Consider the following 13656-nt stretch of genomic DNA (forward strand, 5'->3'; position numbering starts at 1 on the left):
GGTAGGACATGAAGGGCCCGGCCCCGGAGCGATCCGGGGCCGGGCCCTTCGTCATGCGCCGCCGGGTGGGTCGTAGTAGACGCCGAGATGTCTGATCCAGTCGGTGTTCTTCTCCCGCATGCCGTTGCGGATCCACAACCCCCGCACCCGGGCGAGGAGTTCGCGTACGCTCCCCGACCCGCGCAGCAACTCCCGCTCCACCCAGTTGCAGAAGGCGGCGCAGTCACGGTGATCGGCCTGGCGGCCCCAGAGGATCAGCGGGTAGCCGAGGGCGCGGGCCTCTTCGAGCGGTGCGTCGTCGTCGGAACCATGACGGCACCACAGGGGTACGGAGTTCAGCGGGGCGTCGTGGAGAGGGGCCGGGAGCCGGAGGCCGGCCATGGGGCCGCTCTGTACGGCGTTCCAGCGCTCCACCCGCGCCTGCTCCGGCGCGCCAGGGCCCGGGCTCCGGCCGCTGACGAACACATTGGCCTCGGTACGGAGCAGCTCGCCGGGCGCCCAGTGCATCACGTCGAGCCGCCAGAGCAGCTCGTCCGGCAGCTCGTACTCCACCGTCGCCCGGTGTCTGCCGGTGTCGGCCCATGCCAGCGCGCCCTTCAGCTGGTCGCGCAGTTGGGTCACCGGCCCGTCCGGGACGAAGGGTGTCTTGGGCGGCGCGGCCTGCCGCGAGCGGTCCGCCTGCGTCGCCCGCAGACTCCAGGTGTACTGGTCGTTCCCGTCGGTGCCGGTGGGCCAGATCTTGACGGTGATTCGGCAGCCGTCGCCGTCTGCGGATCCTGGGCCCAGCTGTTGGAGTGCGTGGCGGACGGCCCGTGACTGTTCCTCGGTCAGCCCCTCCCCGGACTCCCTCTCGATCCAGGCGGGCAGGCCCGCCGGCCCCGATGCCCGGCGCCGGCCTTCCAGCAGGGCGAGGACCTGCGCCGCGTAGACGACGACCGATCCGGCGGCTCCTACCGCGTACAGGTGTCCCGCGCCGTCGCGCCAGCTCCGGGGGGCGTGGTCCGGCGCCGGCGCACCGGCCGACGCGACGAGGCTCAGGACGGTCTCCGGCCCGTCCGGCGGCTCCGACTCGGCGAGCAGACCGTAGAGTTCGGGCCGGCCGGAGGTGTGTTGCCCGGCGTGGTGGCGGTCGTGCGCGCGGACGATGCGATGCCACAGGTCGAAGCCCTTCCCCTGCTCCTGCTCGCACAGCTCCCGCAGCACCTCGATGCGTACGGCACGGCCGGAGCCGGTGTCCGGCGGCGAGGGAGCCAGGACCACGCCGACGACCGAGCCGTCCCGGCGGCTGCGGACGGGAGCGCCGGCGTTGCCCAGCGCGGCGGAGGGGGCGCCGAGCAGGGTCATCGTGCGATGCCCCGACTGCCCTTCGGCACGCGCGGGGAAGGAGGGGAGCACCGCGCCGCCCATCACCCGAGTGGGGCTCAGCAGCGTCACCCCGTCGGGCCGTACGTCCGGCGTGTCCGTGAGCCACAGGCAGCCGTAGCGGTCGGCGGCCTCGGGGACCTCCAGCAGGGCCAACTCCCCCACCGTGCGCAGCAACCAGGCACGGTGCCGGAATCCGTCCGTGGTGTGGACGGTGACCCGGTTGCGGTCACCCTTCGACACCCCGTCGACCACGCTCGCGCAGGTGACGAGGAGCCCCGGCGCGACGAAGAACCCGCTGCCGGCCCTCTCGCGTGCCACGTGTACGGCGGCCACGGCTCGGCCGGCGCCCTCGGGTTCCCGCAGCGGCCTCGGCTCCAGCGGAACCGTGTCCACCCCGCGCGGCCAGTCCACGTCCCGGGAGGTGATCAGCACATGACCGCCGACCGGGAAGTCCGGCGGGTCCTGCGAGCGCTCCCAGTCGTCGAGGACGATCAGCCAGTCGAGGGCGGTGCCCGCCAGCACCCGGTACAGCTCCCGAAGCCGCTGTTCGATGTCCCCGCCCGCCGGCAGTCCGAACTCGACGCCCAGCCGGGCCAGTCGCTCCCCGCGCTCCTCGGCGTTCTTGCCGCCGACCCACCAGACGATGTCGTACGTGAAGCCGTAGTGGTGCGCGAACTGGGCGGCGAGGTCGGTCTTGCCCGCCAGGCGCGGGCCCACGATCGCGCACCTCGCGGAGTGACGCCCCTGGGACAGGCTCCCCCGTACCCGCGCCAACGCCCCCGCCGGTGCCACGAACCCGGTGCTCGTGCGGGGTACCCCATCGCGAAGCCGCTGTGTAGGGCCCGGGAAACCTGGGCCCCGGCCGTCGTCGGAGGTACTCGCCGAGCCGAGGCCGAGTCGGATGAGCAGCCGCTCCGCCGCCGCTTCCTCGGTGGTGTCCCACACATCGGTGCAGGCCCCCATCTCCCGTGCCCAGGCGAGGCCTTCGCGGCGCGTCAGCGTGACGGCGTCGACCCGGACGTCGTGCGACCCGAGGACCTCTCGCAGCGGGTTGCCGGCGCGGAACGCCGAGTACCAGCCGCCGACGAGGAGGACGACGCGCCCGCCGCGCGGGCGATGGGCCGCCAGCCGTTCCCCCACCTGGTCCGGGACCTCCTGCGGGCTGTCGCGCATCGGCCGCTTCGTCACGAACTGGCCGCGCGATGTCAGCAGATGGGCCACCCACGTCGCCCAGGCCTCGTCCTCCGCGACGTACATGAGGTCGAAGACCTCCGCCCGTACGCGCGGTTGGCCCGGTACCCCGAACCGACCCGCCACCAGCGCCGAGACCTCGGCGAACGCCCCCGGCACGGCGTCCGTGTCGTCCCCGGTGGGTACGTCGACGGCGCCCCCGCTGAGCTTCGCCAGGGCCAGCGCCGGGAAGTTGCGGGCCCGGCGCCCGAAGTGCCGCTCGACGTACCCACCACAGTGCTTCAGGACGAGCATCGCGTCGCCGCGCGGCAGCAGCCGCAGCAGCGCCTCCCGCACCCCCGGCCGGAACTCGTACCACCCGGCCTCCGCACCCCGTTCCAGCAGCCCGCTGAGCAGCACCTCGGCCAGCACACTCGGCCCTGACCTGGGGTGCATCGCCCGCTGGACGAGCTGCATCACCGGCAGGGTCAGCGGCGCCGCCGAGACGGAGACCGCGAGAGCGACGGCCTGGGGGGACGCCGTACGCCGAAACGCCCGCACGATCGACTCGGGGTCCGCGGCCGGCCGTTCGGGCCGTGGCGGGGACGCCGGGTGGTCGGCGTGCACCCAGGCGGCCGGGGCGGACACCGCCAGCCCGGTGCTGCCGGCGAGCAGCCGCGCCCAGGTACCGAGCGCCGTGCGGGTCGGCGACAGTACCGGCACGGGAAGGGCCCCGGCCGGCCGTACGGCGCCGTCCGCCGGTCTGAACTCCAGGCGTGCGCCGAGCCCTTCGCGCCGTCGGAGCGTGCCGGGCAGCGCGGGCAGATGTGTGCGCTGCCACATGCGCTGGGGCAGTGGCTGCACGACGGCCACCGGTGCCGCCCGCCCCCAGCGGTGAAGGAGCCGCTGCATCGCACCCGACCGCCACAACGGGCCCGCGCAGTCGCTGAGTACGAGGGTCAGCTGTCGGCCGGTCGGATCGCGCAGTTGCTCCGCGGCGCGCACGGCTCGGTCGAAGTCCCGCCCGGGCGCGGCCTCCAGGCGTCCGTCCTCGCCCTCGCGGACGTAGTCGATCGCCACCTCGCGAAAGGCGCCGAGCCCGGCGCACAGCTGCCGCAGCTCATCAAGTGCCGTGTCCCAGACGCTGGTTGACGTCGAGACGTCCATGAGGAGGCGGAGCCGGGCCTCGCGGCGGGCGGTGGCGCGCAGGACGGGCAGCAGGAGACGGGTCTCCGCCGCCTGTTCCGCCGTGGCCTGTTCGTCGAGGTCGAGGGCGGGACTGCGGACAGGCGGGTGGTAGTGCTGGAGCGGACGCAGGGCGCGTTGAAGCGCGAGGGGGTGCGGCAGCGCGTTGGCGGCGGGCACCCGGACCCGTACGAAGTCACTGTCCGCGTCGCCGGGTTGGTCCCCCGGCGAGGCTTCCGCCGACGGCCGGTCGGCGTGCAGGCGGGTGCGGTCCTCGCCGGGCCCGTGGCCGTGGCCGGGCTCGGCGGGTCGCGGCCGGACGTCCGGCCGCGTGACCGTGCGACTGCCCGGGCGTCCGGGCGGGGCCGGCGTACGGCCGGGCGTTCCCGAATCCGCGTCGGGCTCGGGCACCCTCTCCGGCCGCCCCAGGAACGGCGCCAGCCACAGCGCCTCGGCGAGTTCGCGCGCGGACGGCTCGACTCCGAGGGCCCGGAGCCGTTCGGTGAGTTCGGCGAGCTGCCCGGCGGTGTCCGGTGCGTCCGGAAAGGTCATCAGCGCGGTCCGCCGCCCGGCCCGTGTTCGCCGTGGTCGAGGGGCCGCATCAGCAGTTCGGCGAGCCGTTTCCGGTCCGGCTCGCTGTCGCGCACGGCCTCCTGGGTGAGGTAGATGGCGTTGAGGAGCTGATCGGCGGCGCGCAGGGAACCGGGCGCGGAGTCGAGGAAGGTACGGATCAACTCGCCGTTGCGGCCCGCCACTTCGCCGCCCTCCTCGCCGAAGTGGGCGGTGACCATGGTGTCGAGCCGGGCCCTGCCCAGGACGTCGTTGTGCGGCGAGGGGACATCGAGGTGGAGGCAGCGGCGCAACAGCGGTGCGGGAAAGTCGCGTTCACCGTTGCTCGTCATCACCACGATCGGGAAGGCCTTGCAGCGGACGCGTCCGCCCTTCACCGCGGCCCGCTCGTCGTCGTCCGTGAGGACCTCGACGTCCGCCTGCCGTTTGGCGATGCGCTGGAGCTCGGCGATCCTGAACTCGCCTTCCTCCAGGGCGTTCAGCAGGTCGTTGGGGAGGTCGATGTCGCTCTTGTCCAGCTCGTCGACGAGCAGGACGCGCGGGCGTTCGTACGGCAGGAGCGCCGTTCCGAGCGGGCCGAGCCGCAGGTAGTCGCCGATGTCCTCGGTCTGCGTCTCGCCACGCGCGTGCGCCATCTGGGTGTCCTGGAGGCGGGCGATGGCGTCGTATCTGTAGAGGCCCTCACGCAGTGTCGTACGGCTCACGATGGGCCACTGGAGGACCCGGCCGAGGCCCAGTTCGTGCGCGATGGCGTGGGCGAGGGTGGACTTTCCGGAGCCGGGGTCGCCGGTCACGAGAAGCGGGCGGCGCAGATACAACGCCGCGTTGATCAGCTCCAGTTGCTCCTGCCGCCAGGCGATGCCCCGCCCGCCCCGGCTGCCGAGCCGCCGCGTCGACTCGGTGCCGAGCGGCGGTACGACGGTGTCGCCCGGTACGCCGTCGAAGTCGCGCCAGGGCGGCGGGGCGGGCAGCCTGCCGATGCCGTCGTGCGGCCTGCCCGCGCCCCGGTAGATGTACCAGTCGGGCTCGGGGGTGCCGATCGTGTCGGTCGCGGTCGTCAAGGGGACTCCAGCAGGTCGTCGCAGTGCGGGATCGGGCGCCCGGGGTCGTCGTAGAGGAGGGCCAGGTGTTCGACCCAGTCGGCGTCGGGGTCGGCGCGCCTGAACCCTTCGCGCAGGGCGCGCACGCGTTCCGGCAGGGCGGTGGCCCGGCCCGCCGAGCTGAGCAGTTCGGCCGTACGGTCGTGGAGTTCGCGGCAGCCGGTGCCGCAGCCGTGCGTGTGCTCGGCCTGGAGGTTCCAGAAGATCACGCCGTATCCGGCGGCCACCGCCTGCGCCAGCGGTCCGGTGCTCTCGGCCGGCGGCCGGCACAGCACGGGCACCGCGCCGGGCGGGGCCGCGTCGAGGGCCTGGCCCGCGTAGGCGTCGGAGATCACGGGCAGCGCCTTGGGCTCGCCCTCGGCGACCGCGCGCCAGCGCTCGCGCCACACGGCCGTGGGCTCGCCGCGCCGCTTCAGACACCGCACCACGACCTGCCGGTGCACTCCGAAGGGCCGCTCGGCGAGGTGCGCCCGGAGACTGGGGACGACCGGCCCCGGCAGCCAGAGATGGGCGTTGATCCCGAAGTGCTCGACGGGTACGGCGAGTTCGAGCCGGGCCCGGCGCCCGTTGTCGAGCCGGCCGAAGGTACGGGCCAGCGGCTCGTTCAGTACCGACGGCAGGTCGGCGAGCGAGTCGCCCTCGGGGTCGGAGCCCTCGTCGCCGGCCCGTACGGTCTCCGGGCCGCCCGTCCAGGTCCAGATCCGCCAGTGGAAGCGGTCGTGCGGCCGGAACAGATCGGGCTCCAGCTCGACGGCGACCACCGGCCCGTCCGAGTCGTCCGCACCGTGCGCGTAGTCCGCGTCGTCCCCGTCACTGTGCCTGAGATAACCGTCGATCCTCGGGTCGTCCCACAGGTCGCCACCCGCGCGGGCACCGGCGCTGCCCCAGGGTGCGGGCGCGCCGGCCACCACACCCATGAGCAGGGCCCGCAGATGGCCGGGCAGGGCCTCGGCACGCTGTTCGACCCACCGTTCGAGCTCGGCGGCCGCATCCGGTGCGCGCGGTCCGCACACCTGGGCGACGACGCGCAGATAGTGGAGTGCCACAAGGTCGGCGCCCTCCGGATGGTCGTACAACCAGCCGTGGCCGTCCCGCCAGTCGCGCGGGGCGGCCTCCTCCGTCCACAGGGGATCGTCGCCCACGACGTGTCCGATCAGTCCCTGCAACTCTGCCGAGGAGCGCGGCTCGGGCAGCCCGGCGAGCAGCGCGGAGGCCTTGGCACTGTCCCCCGGCCCCCAGCTCCGGTCGCCGTCGACGGCGACCCCGGTCTGCGCCTTCACCCAGGACACGGCTCCGGCGACCTTGCTGTGCCAGATGTCGTGGGCCCGGATGAGGGCCGCGTAGGGGTCGACCCCGAGGCCGTTCTCCTCCCCCACGGGCACCGCCCGCCGGAAGCCGCGCAGCGCGGTGACGGCGACGGCCAGCCCGCCGTCCTTTCCCACCCGGCGCGCCTTGACGATGCCGGCGACCAGCCCGCGCTCACGGTCGAGCAGCGGCCCGCCGGACGCCCCGTGGGGGATCTCGGCCAGGGGCCCGAGCGTCAGTCCGTAGCCGCCGTCCGTGCCGTTGCAGTCGGTCTCTCCGCTCCAGCGCTTGGGCAGTCCGTCCGTGGGGCGCCAGCCGTAGGCGGCGACGGAGTTGGGACGGTCGTAGCGGTCGGTGAGCCGCACGCACGCGTGGGGGACGTCTTCCGTCAACCTGATGAGGACGAGGTCCTGTTCGGGGTCCGTGCCGCCGCCGAGCCAGTAGGCCGGCCGGGCCCTTACGTCGAGACCGTCGTACCCCTGGACCCGTAAGGAACCCACGCCCTCCGGGCCGTCCTTGAGGGGCAGGATGTGGCGGCAGGTCAGTAACCATCCTGGTGCGACGAAGAATCCGCTGCCCCAGAGGGTGCCCGGTTCGTCGTCGGGTCCGATCCGTACGGTGGCTCGCACAACCAGGGCGTCGAGCTTGGCCGAGGTCATGTGGGGTTCGTGTCCCCCCGCCAGGTGAGGGTGATGGACAGCGCCGCCTTGGCCTCGCCGTCGGCGAGCAGGGCGACGGCCTTGCCCGGTTTCACGGCCAGTTCGATCCCGAAGGTCGCGCTGACCTCGTCCGGCCTCACGGCCCGCGCCGCGTCGAGGACGGCGCCGCCGACGCCTCGCACCAGCTCGTTCAACTGCTCGACGCGGGACGCCATGTGGTCGAGGGCGCCGACGTCGTCATAGGAGAACTCGTCCGCGGCGCCCGGCACTTGCCCCGGCCACGCCTCCGGGTCGAGAACGCTGACCCGGGCGAGTACGGTCCCGCCGCCCGGCAGCTCGATCTCCTGGACTCTGCGCTGTTCCACGACACCCCCGAACCTGGTGACTACAGGTGATGCCATTGTGCCTGTGCGAGTACGCGCGCGTGGGGAGGATCGTGAGGTTCGGGCACGCAGGGCCCGTTCACGCGTGCGCATAACCTGGAGGGACAGCACAAGCGGACCGCGAGAGTCCCCCCATCAGCCCAGGAGAACATCCGTGTACTTCACCGACCGAGGCATCGAAGAACTCGAGAAGCGCCGCGGCGAGGAGGAGGTCACCTTCGAGTGGCTCGCCGAGCAGTTGCGCACCTTCGTCGACCTCAATCCCGACTTCGAGGTACCGGTGGAGCGCCTGGCGACCTGGCTGGCCCGTCTGGACGACGAGGACGACGAGTAGGCAGGTCCACGAACGGGTGTCTTGACTTCCCGTGAGCGCGATATATCGTGAATAGCGGAAGACGCGATATGGCGCGTTGCGTCCTGTCGCCTCCTCCGCTGTTCACCTGTCGTCCGTTCATGTTCAACCAGGGGGGTCCGCATCATGTCCACGACGTCCGAGTGGTCCGTCAAGGAGCCCGGCAAGCTCACCTTCGACGAGCCAGTCACGGCCCTGCACGTACGCATCGTCAACGGAACGGTGAACGTGGTGGGCACCGACGACGGTTCCGCCCGTCTGGAGGTCTCCGAGATCGAGGGCCCACCCCTGCTGGTGACCCACGAGGACGGCGTCCTGACGGTGGCCTACGAGGACCTGCCCTGGAAGGGTTTCCTCAAGTGGCTGGACCGCAAGGGTTGGCGCCGCAGCGCGGTGGTGTCCCTGGCCGTCCCGGCCGACACCCGCGTCAAGGTGGGCGTGGTCGGCGCCAGCGCCGTGGTCTCGGGGGTCGACGGACCGACAGTGGTCAACGGCGTCACCGGCGACACGACACTGGTCGGCCTCTCCGGCCCGGTCCGCGCCGACACGGTCTCGGGCAGCCTGGAAGCCCAGGCGGTCACGGGCGATCTGCACTTCAACTCCGTCTCCGGCGACCTCACCGTGGTCGAGGGCTCCGGCCCCTCCGTGCGCGCCGAGTCGGTCAGCGGCTCCATGATCGTCGACCTGGACCCGGAGGGCCCGACGGACGTCCGGCTGACCAACGTCTCGGGCGAGATCGCCATCCGGCTCCCGCACCCGGCGGACGCCGAGGTGGAGGCGAACACCGCGAGCGGCAGAATCTCCAACGCCTTCGACGACCTCCGCGTCCACGGCCAGTGGGGCGCCCACCGGGTCACGGGCCGCCTGGGCGCGGGCACGGGCAAGCTGCGGGCGACCACGGTCTCCGGTTCGATCGCCCTGCTCCGCCGCCCCCAGCCCGAGGACGACCCGACCGACACCTCCGGCCCGACCGACGCTTCCGGCCCGACGAACAAGAAGGTGCTCTGACATGCCTCCCGTCTTCGCCCACGGCCGCCTGCGCCTCTACCTGCTGAAGCTGCTGGACGAGGCCCCCCGCCACGGCTACGAGGTGATCCGCCTCCTGGAGGAACGCTTCCAGGGGCTGTACGCACCTTCGGCGGGCACCGTGTACCCCCGCCTGGCCAAGCTGGAGGCCGAGGGCCTGGTCACCCACACCACCGAGGGCGGCCGCAAGGTGTACGCCATCACGGACGCGGGCCGCGCCGAACTGGCCGACCGCAGCGGTGAACTGGCCGACCTGGAACTGGAGATCCGCGACTCCGTCGCCGAACTCGCCGCCGAGATCCGGGCCGACGTCCGGGGCGCGGCGGGCGACCTGCGCCGAGAGGTGCGCGCGGCGGCGAGCGAGGCCCGCAGAGGCCCCGGCACCGTACGGAGCGCTCCGGACCACACCGACCTCGGCGACAAAGAGGCGTGGCGTGCCGCGAAGGAGGAGATGCGGCGCGCCAAGCAGGAGTGGAAGGAGCAGGCCCGCCGCGCGAAGGACGAGAGCCGCCGGGCCCGCGAGGAGGCCCAGCGGGCCAGGCGCCAGGCCAAGGAGGCCCAGGATCACGCCCGCGCCCAGGCGCAGGAGGAGGTGCAGCGCATCGCCCGGCGCGTCCAGGAACAGGTCCAGGACCACTTCAGCAGGGGCGACTGGCCGACGGGGGTGCGCGAGGGCCTGACCGAACTGGCCAAGGAGTTCGGCGAGTTGGGAATGGACATAGGAAAGAACCTGGGCAAGGACTTCGGCTTCACACCCCCCGGCAGCAATTCGACCTCATCGACTCGCGAACCGGAGCAGCCGCAGTACACGGACACTCCCCCGGACTTTCCGGCCGGCTATGAACCGCCCTGGGCCCACGAGGCGTCCACCGGCGACCCGGCCCGCGACCTGGACCGCCTCCTGGACCGCTTCCGGGACGACATTCGCGACACGGCTCGCGACCAGGGCGTCACGGAACCCCAACTCCACGAGATCCGTCGCCACTTGTCGGCGGCGGCGGCCCTGACGGAGGCGGCGCTGCGAACACCGAAGGTGTGAGGCGGGGGCCAGGGACTCAGCCCGCCTTGGCCTCACCCCCATGCTCCCCCTCACCGTGAAGCACACGATTCAGGGCCTCGTAAGTGACGCCCTGATCGGCGAGGACCTCCGACGGGACGCCGGGGCGGGTCACGAGAGCGAGGAGGATGTGCTCGTCGCCGATACGGCGGTCACGTCGGGCCACCGCGATGCGCAGGCACCTCTCCAGCACCTCCTTGGCGTCCCGGTCGAAGAGGCGGCGCCCGGACAGCCACCCCCTGTCCTGACGGTCGCCGGACATCGCGCCGGCCCCGTGCACCTCCTCGACCCGGGAGACGATGTCGGACACGTCGATACCGAGCCCGGCGAGGGCGTCGGCCTCCGCCTGCGACAGTCCGGCGCGGCGGCGGGCGTCGGCCAGAGCGGCCCTCACCGGCTCCTTGCGGTCGGCGAGTCCGAGCGAGGCCAGCGCGAAGGAGGCGCGCCCGCCCTCGCGGTCGAGCAGCGCGAGCAGGAGATGCTCGGCGCCGACCCGCCCGCTGCCGACGCGTTCCGCGTGTTCGACGGCACCCTGCACCACAGCGCGGGCATCGCTCGTGAACCGTTCGAACATCACTGCCTCCCGTATTTCTTGTGCACGGCCTGCCTGCTGACACCGAGTTCCGCGGCGATCTCCTGCCACGACCAGCCCTGATTGCGCGCGCTGCGCACCTGCACGGACTCCAACTGCTCGACCAGCTTCCGCAGCGCGGAGACGGCTCGCAGCCCGATCCGCGGGTCGCGGTCGCCCGCGCGCTCGGCGAGATCTGTTGCTTCGGTCATGATGTCAACCTAGGTTGACATCTTCACGCTTGTCAACCCTGATTGACATCTCAGAGCGCGCGGACACACGAACGGCGGGCCCGGAAACCCGGACCCGCCGCGGAGGGAAGGTATGCGCGATGACGATCAGGATGTGGTCAGGAGGTGGTGAGGACGATCTTGCCGAACTGGTCACCGGATTCGAGGCGTTCGAAGCCCTCACGGGCCCGGTCCAGCGGAAGCACCTCGTCGATGACGGGGCGTACGCCGGTGGCGGCGCAGAAGGACAGCAGGTCCTCCAGCTCGTCCTTGGTGCCCATCGTCGAGCCGACGACCTTGAGCTCGAGGAAGAAGATCCGGGTCAGTTCGGCGTGCGAGGGCCGATCGCCGCTGGTGGCGCCGGAGATGACGAGCGTGCCGCCGGGCCGGAGCGACTTGACCGAGTGGGACCAGGTGGCCGCGCCGACCGTCTCGATCACGGCGTCCACGCGCTGCGGCAGCCGCGCCCCGGACTCCACCGCCTCGACGGCACCGAGCTCCAGCGCCCGCTTGCGCTTGGCCTCGTCCCGGCTGGTGGCGAAGACCCGCAGACCCGCCGCCTTGCCGAGCACGATCGCGGCGGTCGCGACACCGCCGCCGGCGCCCTGTACGAGCACCGAGTCCCCGGGGCGTACACCCGCGTTGGTGAAGAGCATGCGGTACGCCGTCAGCCAGGCCGTGGGCAGACAGGCGGCCTCCGCGAAGGAGAGCTCCTTGGGCTTGGGCAGGATGTTCCACGCCGGTACGGCGACCTGCTCGGCGAAGGTCCCCTGGTAGCGCTCGGTGAGGATGGAACGGGGTTCCTTGGGGCCGACCCCGTGACCCGTCTGGCCGATGACGGAGTGCAGGACGACTTCGTTGCCGTCCGCGTCGACGCCGGCGGCGTCGCAGCCGAGGATCATCGGGAGACGGTCCTCGGGGAGTCCCACTCCACGCAGGGACCACAGATCGTGGTGGTTGAGCGAGGCGGCCCTGACATCGACCGTCGCCCACCCGGGACGCGCTTCCGGGGCTGGGCGCTCACCCAACTCCAGCCCGCTGAGCGGATGGTCGGGATCGATGCGGGCGGCGTAGGCAGCGAACATGCCTCCGACGATAGGCCGCAGGACGAACCCGGGGAACGACCCACCCCTGTGACACACACCCTCTTGACGCCCCCAACCAGCCCGTCCGGCGTTTGAGGACGAGGCCCCTTCAGGGCCGAAAGGGGGGGTCTGGGGGCGCAGCCCCCAGGAACGGGATGGGACGGGTAGGGGCGGCGGGGGCGAGGAAAAACACCACCCCCGGACGCCCCACCCCCAAAAAGCACCCTCAGCGCCGAGCAACCCCCTCCGCCCGAGCCGCCGCAGCAACCGCAGCCGTAACCGCCGGAGCCACCCGCGGATCGAACGGCGACGGAATCACGTAATCAGCCGCAAGCTCCTCCCCCACCACCGCAGCCAACGCATCAGCCGCCGCGATCTTCATCCCCTCGGTGATCCGAGACGCCCGCACCTGCAACGCCCCCGCGAAGATCCCCGGAAACGCCAGCACGTTGTTGATCTGGTTCGGGAAGTCCGAACGCCCGGTCGCGACGACCGCCGCGTACTTGTGCGCCACATCCGGGTGCACCTCGGGGTCGGGGTTGGCCATCGCGAACACGAACGCGTCCTTAGCCATGGAAGCGACCGCCGCCTCGGGCACCGTACCGCCGGAGACGCCGATGAAGACGTCCGCGCCCGCCAGCGCGCTCTCCAGCGACCCCGTCAGTCCGGCCTTGTTCGTCAGCTCGGCCAGCTCCCGCTTGACCGGCGTGAGGTCGTCCCGGTCCGCCGAGACGATGCCCTTGCGGTCGGCGACCGCGACATCGCCGAGCCCCGCCTCGAGGAGGAACTTCGCGATGGCGACGCCCGCCGCACCCGCGCCGGAGATCACGCCACGCAGTTCCCCGAGCTCACGCCCGGTCAGCCGCGCGGCGTTGCGCAGGGCCGCGAGCGTCACGACCGCGGTGCCGTGCTGGTCGTCGTGGAAGACGGGGATGTCCAGCCGCTCCTGGAGCTGCCGCTCGATCTCGAAGCACCGCGGTGCCGAGATGTCCTCCAGGTTGATCCCACCGAAGGACGGCGCCAGCCGGACGACCGTCTCGACGATCTCGTCCACGCCGGTGCAGGCGAGCGCGATCGGGACCGCGTCCACGCCGCCGAACTGCTTGAACAGGATCGCCTTGCCCTCCATCACCGGGAGGGAGGCCTCGGGACCGATGTCCCCGAGGCCGAGGACGGCCGTACCGTCCGTCACGACCGCGACGACCGACGACTTCCAGGTGTAGTCGTTGACGAGGTCGGGCTGCTCGGCGATGGCGGTGCACACCCGGGCCACTCCGGGTGTGTACGCGAGGGACAGGTCGTCCTTGTCGCGGATCGGCACGGTGGCCTGGACGGCCATCTTGCCGCCACGGTGCAGGGCGAACGCCGGGTCGAAGTCACCGGCGTCACTGTCCGTGTCGATGTCGCTGCGAGGATTGACGATCTCCGCTGCCACTTTGTTTTACCCCTTAGGTCTTCACGGTTGAGGGTGGCCACTCCTGGTGAGGGGTGGGCGGGCACCGCGTAAGGCCCCGGTGAGTGATGCGCACGGGCACGAACGCGACGGGCGCGCCGCACACGCGCCCTGAGCCCCTGATGAGGGGTGTAAAGAACCTTCT

General features: G+C 72.3%; 11 protein-coding genes. 3 read left to right on the top strand and 8 right to left on the bottom strand.

The window, feature by feature from the left end; genetic code table 11:
- Window positions 1–51 precede the first annotated feature (51 nt).
- Genes ABZ855_RS20165 through ABZ855_RS20180 form a run of 4 tightly spaced genes read right to left on the bottom strand, consistent with a single transcriptional unit; the run spans window position 52 to window position 7719 of the window.
- Window positions 52–4272: an SAV_2336 N-terminal domain-related protein gene (locus ABZ855_RS20165; protein ID WP_360808590.1), complete on the bottom strand. Its 4221-nt coding sequence runs from the start codon at window positions 4270–4272 to the stop codon at window positions 52–54.
- A complete protein-coding gene (locus ABZ855_RS20170) occupies window positions 4272–5351 on the bottom strand; it encodes an AAA family ATPase (RefSeq protein WP_360808592.1) in 1080 nt (359 codons plus the stop codon). The genes ABZ855_RS20165 and ABZ855_RS20170 overlap by 1 nt, the downstream gene beginning before the upstream one ends.
- Window positions 5348–7354, bottom strand: a complete 2007-nt coding sequence (locus ABZ855_RS20175; protein ID WP_360808594.1) for a trypsin-like peptidase domain-containing protein — start codon at window positions 7352–7354, stop codon at window positions 5348–5350. The genes ABZ855_RS20170 and ABZ855_RS20175 overlap by 4 nt, the downstream gene beginning before the upstream one ends.
- The gene (locus ABZ855_RS20180) at window positions 7351–7719 is read right to left on the bottom strand and encodes a CU044_2847 family protein (protein WP_360808596.1); all 369 of its coding nucleotides are present in this window, start codon (window positions 7717–7719) and stop codon (window positions 7351–7353) included. Before ABZ855_RS20180 ends, ABZ855_RS20175 begins: the two co-directional genes overlap by 4 nt.
- 172 nt (window positions 7720–7891) lie before the next feature.
- Between ABZ855_RS20180 and ABZ855_RS20185 the strand changes: the two genes are divergently transcribed.
- The 3 genes from ABZ855_RS20185 (at window position 7892) to ABZ855_RS20195 (ending at window position 10154) form a co-directional block, all read left to right on the top strand.
- Window positions 7892–8071 carry a DUF6104 family protein gene (locus tag ABZ855_RS20185; RefSeq protein ID WP_003992906.1) on the top strand — a complete coding sequence of 60 codons (180 nt, stop codon included), beginning with the start codon at window positions 7892–7894 and terminating at the stop codon, window positions 8069–8071.
- A 144-nt stretch (window positions 8072–8215) separates the two neighbouring features.
- Complete coding sequence (locus ABZ855_RS20190) at window positions 8216–9097, top strand: DUF4097 family beta strand repeat-containing protein (protein WP_360808598.1); 882 nt, start codon at window positions 8216–8218, stop codon at window positions 9095–9097.
- A 1-nt stretch (window position 9098) separates the two neighbouring features.
- The gene (locus tag ABZ855_RS20195; protein ID WP_360808600.1) at window positions 9099–10154 is read left to right on the top strand and encodes a helix-turn-helix transcriptional regulator; all 1056 of its coding nucleotides are present in this window, start codon (window positions 9099–9101) and stop codon (window positions 10152–10154) included.
- Between the two features lie 16 nt (window positions 10155–10170).
- On the opposite strand, the gene ABZ855_RS20200 is transcribed toward ABZ855_RS20195, so the two are convergent.
- From ABZ855_RS20200 to ABZ855_RS20215, 4 genes are all read right to left on the bottom strand, one after another.
- Window positions 10171–10746 carry a Clp protease N-terminal domain-containing protein gene (locus tag ABZ855_RS20200; RefSeq protein WP_360808602.1) on the bottom strand — a complete coding sequence of 192 codons (576 nt, stop codon included), beginning with the start codon at window positions 10744–10746 and terminating at the stop codon, window positions 10171–10173.
- Window positions 10746–10955, bottom strand: coding sequence for a helix-turn-helix domain-containing protein (locus ABZ855_RS20205; protein WP_055525534.1), 210 nt, complete (start codon window positions 10953–10955; stop codon window positions 10746–10748). The genes ABZ855_RS20200 and ABZ855_RS20205 overlap by 1 nt, the downstream gene beginning before the upstream one ends.
- A gap of 137 nt (window positions 10956–11092) precedes the next feature.
- Window positions 11093–12058, bottom strand: a complete 966-nt coding sequence (locus ABZ855_RS20210; protein WP_360808604.1) for a zinc-binding dehydrogenase — start codon at window positions 12056–12058, stop codon at window positions 11093–11095.
- 226 nt (window positions 12059–12284) lie between these two features.
- Window positions 12285–13493: an NADP-dependent malic enzyme gene (locus tag ABZ855_RS20215; RefSeq protein ID WP_360808606.1), complete on the bottom strand. Its 1209-nt coding sequence runs from the start codon at window positions 13491–13493 to the stop codon at window positions 12285–12287.
- Window positions 13494–13656 lie beyond the last annotated feature (163 nt).

It is taken from the genome of Streptomyces sp. NPDC047042 (assembly GCF_040644035.1).
Taxonomy (GTDB): domain Bacteria; phylum Actinomycetota; class Actinomycetes; order Streptomycetales; family Streptomycetaceae; genus Streptomyces.